The organism is Pantoea sp. LMR881, assembly GCF_027157825.1.
GTDB lineage: Bacteria > Pseudomonadota > Gammaproteobacteria > Enterobacterales > Enterobacteriaceae > Pantoea > Pantoea haifensis.
In genome coordinates this window covers 3363411-3376905 of the sequence record NZ_JAPVOK010000002.1, presented here as the reverse complement: position 1 = coordinate 3376905, position 13495 = coordinate 3363411, and the positions used below count along the sequence as shown (strand labels likewise).

Annotated in this window: 10 protein-coding genes and 2 pseudogenes; 7 read left to right on the top strand and 5 right to left on the bottom strand. The window is 52.0% G+C overall.

All coding sequences use genetic code 11. The features are described from left to right. Window positions 1–6 precede the first annotated feature (6 nt). Window positions 7–1035, top strand: a complete 1029-nt coding sequence (locus O3W44_RS17780) for an HlyD family secretion protein (protein ID WP_269294083.1) — start codon at window positions 7–9, stop codon at window positions 1033–1035. A 200-nt stretch (window positions 1036–1235) separates the two neighbouring features. Continuing rightward, a pseudogene (ypdK, locus tag O3W44_RS17775) lies at window positions 1236–1309 on the top strand (membrane protein YpdK). Between the two features lie 56 nt (window positions 1310–1365). On the opposite strand, the gene alaC reads toward ypdK, so the two are convergent. Further along, the gene (gene alaC, locus O3W44_RS17770; protein ID WP_269294082.1) at window positions 1366–2601 is read right to left on the bottom strand and encodes an alanine transaminase; all 1236 of its coding nucleotides are present in this window, start codon (window positions 2599–2601) and stop codon (window positions 1366–1368) included. A 118-nt stretch (window positions 2602–2719) separates the two neighbouring features. Continuing rightward, window positions 2720–3244: a GNAT family N-acetyltransferase gene (locus O3W44_RS17765; RefSeq protein ID WP_269294081.1), complete on the bottom strand. Its 525-nt coding sequence runs from the start codon at window positions 3242–3244 to the stop codon at window positions 2720–2722. Window positions 3245–3518: 274 nt separating this feature from the next. Here O3W44_RS17765 and O3W44_RS17760 point away from each other — a divergent pair. Together O3W44_RS17760 and O3W44_RS17755 are read left to right on the top strand one after the other, a co-directional pair. After that, window positions 3519–5187: pseudogene (locus O3W44_RS17760) on the top strand (LytS/YhcK type 5TM receptor domain-containing protein). Then, the gene (locus tag O3W44_RS17755; RefSeq protein WP_269294080.1) at window positions 5184–5906 is read left to right on the top strand and encodes a LytR/AlgR family response regulator transcription factor; all 723 of its coding nucleotides are present in this window, start codon (window positions 5184–5186) and stop codon (window positions 5904–5906) included. The pseudogene O3W44_RS17760 and the gene O3W44_RS17755 overlap by 4 nt, the downstream one beginning before the upstream one ends. Before the next feature lie 33 nt (window positions 5907–5939). Here O3W44_RS17755 and glk read toward each other — a convergent pair whose 3' ends face one another. Both glk and O3W44_RS17745 read right to left on the bottom strand, forming a co-directional pair. Beyond that, window positions 5940–6905 (bottom strand): glucokinase, encoded by a 966-nt coding sequence (glk, locus tag O3W44_RS17750; protein WP_269294079.1) that lies wholly within the window; start codon window positions 6903–6905, stop codon window positions 5940–5942. A 283-nt stretch (window positions 6906–7188) separates the two neighbouring features. Then, window positions 7189–8841 carry a thiamine pyrophosphate-binding protein gene (locus O3W44_RS17745; RefSeq protein WP_269294078.1) on the bottom strand — a complete coding sequence of 551 codons (1653 nt, stop codon included), beginning with the start codon at window positions 8839–8841 and terminating at the stop codon, window positions 7189–7191. A 215-nt stretch (window positions 8842–9056) separates the two neighbouring features. On the opposite strand from O3W44_RS17745, the gene mgrA reads away from it, so the two are divergent. After that, window positions 9057–10046 carry an L-glyceraldehyde 3-phosphate reductase gene (gene mgrA, locus O3W44_RS17740; protein WP_269294077.1) on the top strand — a complete coding sequence of 330 codons (990 nt, stop codon included), beginning with the start codon at window positions 9057–9059 and terminating at the stop codon, window positions 10044–10046. Window positions 10047–10226: 180 nt separating this feature from the next. Then, complete coding sequence (locus O3W44_RS17735; protein WP_269294076.1) at window positions 10227–10583, top strand: DUF2502 domain-containing protein; 357 nt, start codon at window positions 10227–10229, stop codon at window positions 10581–10583. 34 nt (window positions 10584–10617) lie between these two features. Here O3W44_RS17735 and O3W44_RS17730 read toward each other — a convergent pair whose 3' ends face one another. Next, complete coding sequence (locus O3W44_RS17730) at window positions 10618–11859, bottom strand: Nramp family divalent metal transporter (protein WP_269294075.1); 1242 nt, start codon at window positions 11857–11859, stop codon at window positions 10618–10620. A 369-nt stretch (window positions 11860–12228) separates the two neighbouring features. Here O3W44_RS17730 and O3W44_RS17725 point away from each other — a divergent pair, with 369 nt between their 5' ends. Continuing rightward, the gene (locus tag O3W44_RS17725; protein WP_269294074.1) at window positions 12229–13419 is read left to right on the top strand and encodes a NupC/NupG family nucleoside CNT transporter; all 1191 of its coding nucleotides are present in this window, start codon (window positions 12229–12231) and stop codon (window positions 13417–13419) included. The last annotated feature ends 76 nt before the right edge of the window (window positions 13420–13495 follow it).

Genomic DNA, 13495 nt, shown 5'->3' with positions numbered 1-13495 from the left:
CTGAATATGCGTGCTTTAGTAATGAGAAGAACCGTGCTGCTGAGCCTGTTGCTGCTGGTTTTACTGGCGATAGCGTTTTTTATCTGGTCAGCCATGACCAGTAACGATCACCGCACTGATGATGCTTATGTGAACGCCGACTACACACTGGTCGCGCCGAAAGTATCGGGCTATATCGCCAGCGTCAACGTGCAGGATAACCAGCAAGTGAAAGCCGGTGAACTGCTGGCAACGCTGGACGATCGTGACTATCGCGTGGCGCTGGAGAGTGCCGAAGCCGCCCTGCAAGTCAGCCAGGCTAAGCTCATGAGCAGCCAGGCGCAACTGGAGCAGCAGCAGTCGGTGATTGAGCAACAAAAAGCCAGCTTAGCGGCCAACCAGGCATCAGCACAGTACGCCGGACAAAGTGCCGATCGCTATAATCGCCTGTATAAAAGCGGGACCGTTGCCGCCGACGATCAACAGAAGGCCAGCTCGACGCAGCGTTCAGCATTAGCGGCAGTTCGTCAGAGTCAGGCCGCGTTAGCGTCAGCTATAAAAGAAGTCGGCGTGTTAAAAGCAGCGGTGCGTTCAGCCGAAGCGGACGTAGCAGCGGCCAAAGCCAGCGTCGATCAGGCGCGCCTGAACCTTTCTTATACGCGCATCGTCGCGCCAGTTGATGGCATGGTCGGACAGCGTTCAGTGCGTATTGGCGCTTACGTCTCTGCCGGGACACGCCTGCTGGCGGTGGTGCCGTTACAGCAAACCTACATCACCGCCAACTATCTTGAGACGCAATTAACGGATGTTCGCCAGGGGCAGCGTGTGCTGGTGAAGGTGGATGCCCTGCCTGGCAAAACCTTTATTGGCCACGTTGACAGTATTGCGCCAGCAACAGGCGCGACTTTTTCAGCCATTTCTCCTGATAACGCAACGGGCAACTACACTAAAGTGGTTCAACGTCTGCCGGTGAAAATTGTGCTGGAGAGCAATCAACAAGATCTGGCGCAATTGCGTGTCGGCATGTCGGCGATCCCTGAAATCCAGGTGCACTAAATTTTGTGAGGAATATCTCAGTAACGCCCTATTTCATTTACGCTCGATTCCGCGTAAATTAGCGGCCGATCCTGTTCTGAGTTCCTCAGATCGCCCCGGGAAGAAGCGTACTGTTGCGATAAACAGAGACCTTTTCCCATCTGTTCGCGTTGCGCTGGTCCGGGATCGCCATCATCGTAGCCGCTCAGAGGAGTTGTTTTGTGAAATATGCCTTAATGGGAATTTCTTTTTCGTGTTGCTTTGGGTCGGCACCTTTGTGCTGATGCTGAAATAGTGTAAAGCGCCGTAAAAAGCTGCCAGGGGCGACGTTTATGTCGCCCCGATTGGCTTTTAAGCCTCTTCTTCCAGACTTTTTACGCTGCCAGGCAGAATGCCGTCGGCACGGAACATCGCTTTAATTCCCCGCACTGCCTGACGAATACGATCGCTGTTTTCAATCAGCGCAAAACGCACATGGGTATCGCCGTAATCACCAAAGCCAATGCCTGGTGACACGCATACTTTCGCTTCCTGCAGCATATGCTTGGCGAATTCCAGTGAGCCGAGGTGGGCATAGTGATCAGGGATTTTGGCCCAGACGTACATCGAAGCCTTTGGATTTTCCACCATCCAGCCCGCTTCATGCAGTCCTTTTACCAGCACATCACGTCGACGCTTATACTGCTCAGCAATATCGCGCACGCACTGCTGATCGCCTTCCAGCGCAGCAATTGCCGCCACCTGTAGCGGTGTAAACGTGCCGTAATCGTGATAGCTTTTGATACGTGCCAGCGCCGCTACCAGCTCTTTGTTACCCACCATAAAGCCGATACGCCAACCCGCCATGTTGTAGCTTTTAGACAGCGTAAAAAATTCAACTGCTACATCACGCGCACCGGGCACCTGCATAATAGAGGGCGCTTTCCAGCCGTCATAAACGATATCAGCATAGGCCAGATCGTGGATCACCAGCACGTTGTACTGCTTCGCCAGCGCAATGACGCGCTCGAAAAAGTCCAGCTCGACGCACTGTGCTGTAGGATTTGAAGGAAAACCCAAAATCATCATCTTCGGCTTGGGATAGCTTTCACGAATCGCACGTTCCAGCTCATTGAAAAAATCAACGCCTGCAACCAGCGGCACTGAGCGCACCTGCGCACCCGCAATCACCGCGCCGTAAATATGAATGGGATAACTGGGGTTCGGCACCAGAACAGTATCGCCATGATCGAGCGTAGCCAGCATCAGATGCGCCAGCCCCTCTTTCGAGCCGATAGTGACAATGGCTTCCGATTCAGGATCGATATCAACCTGATAACGATCGGCGTACCAGCGTGAAATAGCACGGCGCAGCCGGGGAATACCTTTAGAGGTTGAGTAACCGTGGGTATCGTCGCGTTGAGCAACCTGACACAGCTTCTCTACGATGTGCGGCGGCGTTGCGCCATCAGGATTACCCATCGAAAAGTCGATAATATCTTCGCCGCGCCGACGCGCAGCCATCTTCAATTCAGCGGTGATGTTGAAAACATAAGGCGGTAGACGTTCAATACGCGAAAAACGGCGGGGTGTGCTGTTATCAGCCATAGTGTCCTCTGGATTACGTAAGCGCCCGGACCGTCCGAGCGACGCTGGTCACTGTTGTGACCTGAACAAGAACATAACGTGACGATAACAACCTTGTCGAGAGCGGTAGAAAATTATTTTATTTTTTCGAATTCAGTCGTCCTAACACCCAATCGTTTACCCAGCGTCCTTTCAGCAGATAATTATCCCGTAGCGTGCCTTCAAGTTGAAAACCGTTTTTCTCAAGAATGCAGCGCGAAGGCCAGTTGCCCTCGATCACCATCGCTTTGAGCTTATGAAAATCAGCTTTAAGCAAAAACTCACACAGCGCCGCCAGCGCCTCCTGACCAAACCCCTGGCCGCAGTGGCGATGAAGCAGCATGTAACCGACTTCGGCCTGGCGATAGGGCTCCCATTCCGGGCTACAGCCAAACAAACCAATCGCTTCACCATTATCGCGGCGGCGCGCAACCAGACACAGCATGTGGAAACTGGTTACCTGCCACGGCGCGAGGCGCTCATTGAAACGCTGACGTAAATCGACTTCATCCGGGATCTCACTGACCCAGGTCATGGTTTCGCTGTCTTCGTGTACGGCCCGAAACAGTTGCCAGTCTTCGGGCTTCAACGTACTCAGAATTAATCTTGGTGTGGTTAAGTGCATTCCTCTGCTCCCGTTCGCGGCAGTTCAGTTGTCGCCGACTCGCGTCATCCTGGCAACATAGCAAACCGACCCTGTACCGACCAGCCGTTGACGAGGAAAAAAGAGATCCCCTTATTGACAGTCAACTTTTCCTCTTTTTTATTCTTAATGGATTTGATCTAAAACATAAACACCCGTTCTGACGAAGATGTGTGCTAGCGGATCGCGATCACATTTTTTATCATAGGCGCTACTTTTTTCTATCAAAGAGTCGCCTGTGTCTTCCCACTTCACGATGTTACTGGCCGTGTTCGACCGTGCCGCGTTAATGTTGATCTGTCTGTTCTTCCTGACACGCACGCGCCCGTTTCGCCAACTGTTGCAGAAGGATGAGCATACGCCGCTGGAGAAGCTGGCGGTTACCGCTGTTTTCTCACTGTTTGCGCTGTTCAGTACCTGGTCTGGCGTTGACGTTGACGGCTCGCTGCTTAACGTTCGGGTAATAGCCGTCATGGCGGGTGGCATCCTGTTTGGTCCGTGGGTGGGCATCGCAACCGGCATCATTGCGGGCGTACATCGCTTTCTGATCGATATTCATGGCGTGACTTCGGTGCCTTGCCTGATTACCAGCATCGTTGCCGGTATCGTTGCGGGTGGTATTAATCGTCGGGTGTTAAAGAACATCGCTGGCGCGTCGGAATAATAGGCGGGATGCTGTGTGAAAGCCTGACCATGTTGCTGATTGTCGTCTGGGCGCGCCCGACCGCGTTGGGCTTAGCCATTGTCTCTGAAATTGCCCTGCCGATGATCCTCGGCGCATCCAGCATAGGTTTGATTGTCTTACTGGTGCAAAGCGTTGAAGGGGAAAAAGAGGCCATCGCGGCACGTCAGGCCAAACTCGCGCTGGAAATTGCCAATAAAACATTGCCCCTTTTTCGTCAGGTGAACAGCGATTCGCTGCGTAATATCTGTGACATTATCCGACGTGATATCAAAGCCGATGCGGTAGCGATGACCAATAAGCAACAGATTTTGGCCTATGTCGGTTACGGCGAAAAAATTATCAACAGGGGGATGATGACATCAGTCCAACCACGGCACAGGCAATTGCCAGTGGTAAAATCATCATCAAAAACAATGATGAAGCTCACCGCACTAAAGATATTCACTCCATGATTGTCATTCCGCTGTGGGAAAAAGGCAAAGTCACCGGCACGCTAAAAATTTATTATCGCCGCGCGCATCGCATCACCGGTTCTTTAAAAGAGATGGCGATTGGCCTGTCACAAATCATCTCTACCCAGCTGGAGGTGTCTCGTGCTGAACAGCTGCGTGAAATGGCGAATAAAGCGGAACTGCGTGCGCTGCAAAGCAAAATAAATCCCCATTTCCTGTTTAATGCGCTTAATGCCATCTCCTCTTCGATTCGGTTAAATCCCGATACGGCGCGTCAGTTAGTGATCAATCTTTCACGTTATTTGCGCTACAACCTCGAATTAAATGATGACGAACTGATCGATATTAAACAGGAGCTGTGGCAGGTCAAAGATTACATCGCCATTGAGCAGGCTCGCTTTGGCGATAAGCTGTCGATGATTTATGACGTAGATGAAGATCTGCACTTTTCGCTACCGAGTCTGCTGATTCAGCCCCTGGTTGAAAATGCGATTGTGCATGGCATACAGCCTTGCCGCGGTAAGGGTGTTGTGACCTTAAGCGTCAGAGATTTAGGCGATCGGGTGCGTATAGCCGTTCGGGATACCGGCCAGGGTATCAGCGATGAGGTGATGGCGCGCGTGGCACGAGATGACATGCCGGGCAATAAAATTGGCCTGCTTAATGTCCATCATCGGGTGAAATTACTCTCTGGTCAGGGATTGAGCATTGTACGTCACCAGCCTGGTACTGAAATTTCCTTCACTCTGAGTAAAAACGGTCAGCTGCTGACGGGGAGCCTGGTGTGAAAGCTATCATTGTCGAAGATGAGTTTTTAGCCCAACAAGAGTTAAGCTGGATGATTCAGCAGCACAGCCAGATCCAGATAGAAGCCTGCTTTGATGACGGACTGGATGTGCTGAAATATCTGCAACAGCATCGTGTCGATGTGATTTTCCTGGATATTAATATCCCCTCACTGGATGGCATGTTGCTGGCACAAAATATTCATCAGTTCGCTCATAAACCCTTAATTGTGTTTATTACTGCCTGGAAAGAGCATGCGGTGGATGCGTTTGAACTGGAAGCATTTGATTATATTCTCAAGCCGTATCATGAATCGCGTATCATCACCATGCTCAGCAAACTGGAAGCTACCTGGCAACAGCAACATGCACAAACGCCCGCCGCGCATGTCTCTCACACTGTTAATTTGCACAAAGATGAGCGCATCATCGTCACTGATGTGAATGATATCTATTATGTTGAAGCGCACGAAAAGCTGACGTTTGTTTATACCCGCCGCGAAGCCTATGTGATGTCGATGAACATCAGCGAGTTTTGCTCACGCCTGCCAGAACAGCAATTTTTTCGCTGCCATCGTTCTTACTGCGTTAACCTCAACAAAATCCGCGAGATAGAACCGTGGTTCAACAATACCTATCTATTAAAGCTGCGCGATTTAGAATTTCAGGTGCCAGTCAGCCGCAGTAAAGTAAAAATTTTTCGCCAGCTGATGCGTTTATAAAAAAACGGCCCGCAGGCCGTTTTTTGTTTTGACTTAAAGCTGGCACCCCAGCGTCTGACGCAGATGCGCGCCCGCGCCCAGTAAGCCGGGCTGATCGTGCGTGATCATATAAACCGGAATAGTCGAGACATAGTCACGGAAGCGGCCTTTATCTTCAAACGCCGCGCGGAAGCCAGAGGCTTTAAAAAATTCCAGGAAGCGTGGAACGATGCCGCCTGCGATATAAACCCCGCCAAAGGTGCCCAAATTTAATGCCAGATTGCCGCCAAAACGTCCCATTATCACACAGAACAGTGATAAGGCGCGGCGGCAATCGAGGCAGCTATCAGCCAGTGCACGCTCGCTGACATCTTTCGGCTTGAGATTTTCAGGCACGCGGTTATCGCATTTGACGATGGCACGATACAGGTTTACCAGTCCAGCCCCCGACAGTACGCGCTCTGCCGAAACGTGGCCCAACTCTTCGCGCAGCACTTCCAGGATCTGATCTTCCTCTTCGCTGTTAGCCGCTAAATCGACATGACCGCCTTCGCCCGGCAGGCTGACCCAACGTTTGTCAACGTGAACCAAATGGCTGACGCCCAAACCCGTGCCTGCACCATAAATCGCAATCGGCTTATCTTTTACCGGCTCTGTGCCGCCAAACTGAATGACGTGGTCGGCCGTTAACATCGGAATCGCCATCGATACCGCAGTGAAGTCGTTGATAATTTCCAGGTGTTCAAAACCGAGATTCTCTTTCAACTGGCGCGTGGAGAATGCCCAGTCGTGGTTGGTCATTTCAACCCAGTCTTCGGTAATGGGGCAGGCAATGGCAATACAACCATCTTTAATGTCCTGCTGTTGTTCATCAAGATAATGGCGGATGACAGCTTCGAGGCTGTCGTACTCTGATGTTGAGAATGTTTTGGCCTGGGAGATGCTGCCGCTTTCCACCTCACACAGTGCGAGGCGGGCGTTAGTTCCGCCGACATCGCCGACCAAGGCATAGGTTGTCATTCTTCTGTTGCTCCGCTTGGGGTCTTTAAGAGTTGGAGGAGACTATATACCCAAAATAAGTCAGGTTGCATGGAGGCAGTAAACGCATTATTCCCGACGCTTATTGACTAAGTGAGCCGGGTGAGCGTAAGCAGCCAACGTACATGCAGCCTGAAGTATGACGGATAAAATTCTGCCAATAAAACAATAACGCCCACCGGTGCGAAAGGTGAGCGTTTAACGCAAGTGTGATGCACAGCCTAACCGCGTTAATCCGCACTGCACAGCGGCAACTATCTGAAACTTAGCCGCCGTTACGTTGATTCAGGCAGGCCGTCACTTTACGCAGCAGTGGCGGCAAATCATCCTTTTTCATCACCACTTCCACCAGCGATAAATATCGCGGCGGGTTAAGGCGCTTCATCACTTCCTGCAACTGCACGGTTTCGCTGATACGCCAGCACTGTGCCTGGCTGTGCAGGCTAAAGGCCTGGGGCAGTGCCGTCCAGTTCCATTGGGCAATATCATTGTAACGCTGTGTTGCGCCATGAATCGCACGTTCAACGGTATAACCTTCATTATTCAGCACAAAAATCACCAGACGCTGATTATCGCGCAGCATCGAACCCAATTCCTGAATGGTCAACTGGGCCGAACCGTCACCAATAATCAGGATGACGCGACTATTGTGCTTCGCCGTTTGTGCGCCAAAGGCTGCCGGTAAAGTATAGCCGATTGAGCCCCACAATGGCTGCACCAACAGTTGCGCCTGATGCGGCAAACGCAGGGCGGCAGCGCCAAAGGCAGCCGTTCCCTGATCGGCAAGAATGATATCGCCCGGCTGGAGAAATGCCTGCATCGCCCGCCAAAAAGCGTTTTGGCTGATAAAGGCCGCATCTTCTACCGGTATACCGGGCAAGGCGGCAGGCGCTAAGGCCCAGCGCGCCGCATAGCGTGAGAACAACGTATGCAACTCACTCAATGCATCAGCCATACTGAGCGGCGCGAATAACTCTCCCGCCACGCTGGCGCTGTTGGGTTGCAGCTCAATAAGCTGAGCGGAGCTGAATTGCTGTGTAAAGCCTGCGGTTAAGGTGTCGGTGAAGCGCACGCCTGCACAAATCGTGACATCGGCCTGTTCAATCAGCTCGCGTATTTTGCCCTCACTGGCTTCAGCGGCATACGTGCCCACGTAGCCTGGCTGCTGCTCATCCAGCACGCCCTTTCCCATCAACAAACTGGCACAGGGAATGGCACGCTCGGCCCGTAATGCGGCCAGGGCGGCTTGTTGCTGACAACGTAGCGCAAGAAAATCCGCTAATAATGAGACGCGCTGGGCCGACGCTAACCGCTTTTCAGCCGCCAGGCGAAATGCCTCACGCACCCGGGGCGCGGCAGACTGGGTAATGTTTAAGGCGTCTGCTGGCGGCTCGACGGCAACCTGAGCCACATCCACCGCCAGCATCAAATAGCCTGGCCGGTGCGATTGCAGGGCACAGGTGATCACACGATCAATTTCCGCTGTGGCATTTTCTGCGCTGAGTTGTGCCGTTGCCACGCAGACTTCCTGCGCCATACGGATAAAATGGCAAAAATCCCCGTCACCCAATGAGTGATGAACGCAATCGCCCTGCTGCTGCGCCTGACTGGCAGGCGCGCCAACAATATGAATCACCGGCAGGTATTCTGCGTAGCTGCCTGCGATGCCATTGATGGCGCTAAGCTCCCCAACGCCAAAAGTGGTCAACAGGGCGGCAGCACCGTTGCATCGCGCGTAGCCATCGGCAGCATAGGCGGCATTAAGCTCATTGGCGCAGCCGACCCAGCCAATCTCAGGATGATCGATGACGCGGTCAAGAAATTGCAGATTGTAGTCACCCGGTACGCCAAACAGGTGTTTAACACCAACTTCCTGCAAGCGCGCCAGTAAATAATCGCCAACGGTAAAACAGGTCATGGGCCGTTCCTCTCAAAGAATGCTCTCTTTGAGTATCCCTCAAAGCCCAAAACAGGCGAGAAATGCGCCATCTTCGCCGGAGATCCCTTGGCAAGCTAACGTTACGATGGCAGAGAATTCCGCAAATGTGTGATTTGTAGTGTCTTGTCACTGAGTGTAACCGCATACACTGCTACGATTTCGGTTCATTATCTTGTTTGAGACAGGAACGCTGTATGACCTTTTTCCCGCATCCCGACCGTTATCAACAGATGGAATACCGCCGCAGCGGACGCAGTGGACTTAAATTACCCGCTATTTCCCTTGGTCTCTGGCACAATTTTGGCGATAGCACGCGCGTCGATAACAGCCGCGAGCTGTTACGGCACGCTTTTGATCGTGGCATCACGCACTTCGATTTAGCGAATAACTACGGTCCACCACCGGGATCGGCTGAAGAGAACTTTGGTCGTATTCTGCGCGAAGATTTTCGTGCTTTTCGTGACGAGTTAATTATCTCAACTAAAGCGGGTTACACCATGTGGGATGGCCCTTACGGCGACTGGGGATCGCGAAAATATCTGGTGTCCAGCCTGGACCAGAGTCTGAAGCGCATGGGGCTGGAATATGTCGATATTTTCTATCATCACCGCCCGGATCCAGAAACGCCGCTGGAAGAGACCATGCTGGCGCTGGATCATCTGGTGCGCCAGGGCAAAGCCTTGTATGCCGCGATCTCAAATTATCCGGCTGAGCTCGCCGCCCAGGCAATAGCGATATTACGCGATCTTGGCACCCCATGCCTGATTCATCAGCCACGCTATTCACTGTTTGAACGCACGCCTGAAAAAGGCTTACTGCAAACGCTGGGCGACAACGGCGTTGGCTGCATCGCCTTTTCACCGCTGGCGGGAGGCGTATTAACAGATCGTTATTTGCAGGGTATCCCGGAAGATTCACGCGCCGCGAGCGGCAGCAAATTTTTGCGTGAAGAACAGTTAACCGATGAGAAAATGAGCAAGGTACGCAAGCTACATGCCCTCGCTCAGCAGCGCGATCAGAAGCTGGCGCAAATGGCTCTGGCGTGGGTACTGCGTGATGATCGCGTAACGTCGGTACTGATTGGTGCCAGCAAAACAGCGCAAATCGACGATGCAGTGAATATGCTGGCCCAACGCTCGTTCAGTGAAGAAGAGCTGACGGCCATTGAAGCGGCAGTAAAGTGATGACGTAACTGCTTTCTCGCCCGGCGTCCGCCGGGCAATTTCCGCGCCAGATAATTCTCAATCCTCACTCTCTCCAGAATTTCCTCACAATTATCATTCAAAATCTAAACGCAACACTGGCATTAAACCGGCACAATAGTGCGACGGCAGCAGAGGTAAGCTGTCGATAAGGAGATAATTATGAAACGCGCAATGTTAGTTGCTGCCTTGCTGACAACGTTGTTGTCACCGCTGGCAATTCACACAGCTCAGGCATCCAGTGCCTCTATCGATTTACTGCCTGGCGTCACACTGCATCTTGGCGATCGCGATCGTCGCGGTTATTACTGGGATGGCGGGCGCTGGCGCGAACCCCGCTGGTGGAATGATCGTTACTCTTATAATGAGCGCCGCTGGTGGCGACATGAAGAGTGGCGTCGTCATAAAGAATGGGAACGCGAGCGCCGCTGGCATGCTAAAGAGCGTGAGCGTCGCTGGAAACATGAGCATCGCCACGATCGCGACCGCCATCACGGCCATTGGGAGCATCATCACTAAGCAAAACGCCCGGTATTAACCGGGCATTTTTCTGTTACAGACCGAGCGCCTCACCCACCAGCAGATAGAGGTTCAACGCCACCACCAGTAAAACAATCAAACGTCCTGCATTTTGCATCAGACGTGAATTGACCATTTCGTTCCCCATGATTTCGCGATTACCGGTGAACGACAGCAGCGGAATTAATGCCAGCGCAATGCCGAAACTCAGCAATACCTGGCTGAAGACTAAAATCCGCGTCGGATCCCAGCCCGCCCAGATGACGATAAACGAAGGCAACATGGTGATGGTTCGGCGCACCCATAATGGAATGTGGAAGCGAATAAAGCCCTGCATTACCACCTGCCCTGCCAGCGTTCCAACCACAGTTGATGACAAACCGGCTGCGACCAGACTCAAACCAAACACCGTTGCGGCGGCATGGCCCAGCAACGGCTGCAGCGTCAGGTAGGCTTTATCCAGATCGGCGATGCTGCTGTTACCACTAAAATGAAATGCCGCCGCAGCCGTCGCCATCATCGCCAGATTGACGAATCCAGCAATCGTCATGGCAATCGCCACATCCAGCTTGGTTGATGAATAACGTTCGGCCTGGCTACCGCCGGTGCCGCCCTGCGTCAACGCCGAATGCAGATAGATCACGTGTGGCATGATGGTTGCGCCCAGCACGCCGGCCGCTAAAAAGACGGCATCGGACGTTGGCAGCGAAGGCAATGCCATGCCAGCCACTAACGCGCTAACCTTGGGCTGCGAAAAGAACAGCTCGACAATATAAGAGGCTGCGACAAACAGCAGCAGGCCGCCAATGACCAGTTCCAGCGGCTTTTGTCCCCGGCTTTGCAGCATAAGAATCAAAAAAGTGGCGATACCGGTCAGCACCGCGCCCTGTAGCAGAGAGATGCCCAGCAATAACTTAAAGCCCAGCGCCGCCCCGATAAATTCGGCCAGATCGGTCGCCATGGCGATGATTTCTGCCTGTACCCAGTAAAACCACACCGCCGGACGCGGAAAACGATCGCGAATATGTTCCGCCAGGTTTTTACCGGTAGCGATACCGAGTTTGGCGGACATAAGCTGAATCAACATCGCCATGATGTTAGCCCAGACCACCACCCACAGCAGTTTATAGCCGTAAGCCGCCCCGGCCTGGATATTGGTGGCAAAGTTACCCGGATCGATATAGCCAATGGCGGCAATGAAGGCGGGCCCTAACAGCGCGAGTTTGACTTTTCTTGCTCCGCGAGCGGCACGCTCGGCGGTACGACTTTCAAACATATTTTCTACCCTGTCTGAACGTGAGTTCACTCATGCAGCTTACGGGGCCGCTGTTATAAACAGAATTCGGTTGTAGTTATCAATCTAATAGATAGTGCTATAAAGTATAGCCTTTGCTATACCTTGCCGTAAAGAAAGTCACTGTTAAAAACCTGAGCGACGGTTTCACTCTACGCGCGGTTCAAATTATAGACAATAAATTTGTGGGTAATAGGTGTGAATGTTTTGTAAACGAGACGTGACCAGTAAGTCTTTTCTGAAAAATACCCTGATAGGTAATACTTATATTGTGGTTCAGATCTCGTTTTTCGGTAACGCGTTACATAGAATACGCAGCAAAATACAACCCTCCTCAAATTTGGAGCAAACATGTCCCATATTTTGCACTTCCTTTTAGCCTTGGTGGTGGTCGGCGTGTTGGCCTTACTGGTCAGTCACGATCGTAGAAGTATTCGCGTTCGCTACATTATACAGCTTTTGGTCATTGAAATAGTGCTGGCCTGGTTCTTTCTTAACTCTGAAGCGGGTCTTGGCTTTGTACAAGGCTTTGCCGGTGTGTTTGATCATCTGCTGAAATATGCTGCTGAAGGAACGAACTTTGTCTTCGGCAAAATGAATGAACAAGGCCTGGCCTTCTTCTTCCTGAATGTGCTGTGTCCGATCGTGTTTATCTCTGCCCTGATCGGTATTTTGCAGCACTTCCGCATTCTGCCATGGGTGATTCGTGGCATTGGCACCGTGCTGTCAAAGATTAATGGCATGGGCAAGCTGGAATCCTTTAACGCCGTTAGTTCTCTGATTTTGGGACAGTCAGAAAACTTCATCGCCTATAAGGATATTCTGGGCAAAATTTCACAGCGCCGCATGTACACCATGGCAGCAACCGCGATGTCGACCGTTTCGATGTCAATTGTTGGTGCTTACATGACGATGCTGCAGCCTAAATATGTTGTGGCTGCGCTGGTTCTTAACATGTTCAGTACCTTTATCGTGCTGTCGCTGATTAACCCTTATCGCGTTGACAGCGAGGAAGATTTGCAGTTGCAGGACCTGCATAAAGGCCAGAGCTTCTTTGAGATGCTGGGTGAATATATCCTCGCCGGTTTCCGCGTGGCTATCATCGTAGCGGCCATGCTGATTGGCTTTATCGCGCTGATTTCCGGCCTGAATGCCCTGTTTGACTTCATCTTTGGCATCAGTTTCCAGGGCGTGCTGGGTTACGTCTTCTTCCCGTTTGCATGGGTGATGGGCGTGCCGTCAAATGAAGCCCTGCAAGTTGGCAGCATCATGGCGACCAAACTGGTATCAAACGAGTTTGTGGCGATGATGGATTTGCAGAAAATTGCCGGACAATTGTCACCGCATGCGGAAGGCATTTTGTCGGTATTCCTGGTTTCATTTGCCAACTTCTCTTCCATTGGTATTGTTGCCGGTGCTATCAAAGGCCTGAATGAAGAGCAAGGTAACGTTGTTTCCCGCTTTGGCCTGAAGCTGCTGTATGGCTCAACGCTGGTCAGTGTGCTCTCTGCCGCTATCGCAGGCCTGGTGCTTGCCTGGTAATCTGATAAAGGGCGAGCTTGTCTCGCCCTTTTCTTATTTATATATCCCCTGCTTTTCACGATCCTGCCGCGCCACA

Coding starts and splice junctions, on each gene's coding strand:
- O3W44_RS17730 (WP_269294075.1), bottom strand. CDS start 11,859: ATGTTTGAAAGTCGTACCGCCGAGCGTGCCGCTCGCGGAGCAAGAAAA.
- O3W44_RS17765 (WP_269294081.1), bottom strand. CDS start 3,244: ATGCACTTAACCACACCAAGATTAATTCTGAGTACGTTGAAGCCCGAA.
- O3W44_RS17780 (WP_269294083.1), top strand. CDS start 7: ATGCGTGCTTTAGTAATGAGAAGAACCGTGCTGCTGAGCCTGTTGCTG.
- mgrA (WP_269294077.1), top strand. CDS start 9,057: ATGACCTTTTTCCCGCATCCCGACCGTTATCAACAGATGGAATACCGC.
- alaC (WP_269294082.1), bottom strand. CDS start 2,601: ATGGCTGATAACAGCACACCCCGCCGTTTTTCGCGTATTGAACGTCTA.
- O3W44_RS17725 (WP_269294074.1), top strand. CDS start 12,229: ATGTCCCATATTTTGCACTTCCTTTTAGCCTTGGTGGTGGTCGGCGTG.
- O3W44_RS17745 (WP_269294078.1), bottom strand. CDS start 8,841: ATGACCTGTTTTACCGTTGGCGATTATTTACTGGCGCGCTTGCAGGAA.
- glk (WP_269294079.1), bottom strand. CDS start 6,905: ATGACAACCTATGCCTTGGTCGGCGATGTCGGCGGAACTAACGCCCGC.
- O3W44_RS17735 (WP_269294076.1), top strand. CDS start 10,227: ATGAAACGCGCAATGTTAGTTGCTGCCTTGCTGACAACGTTGTTGTCA.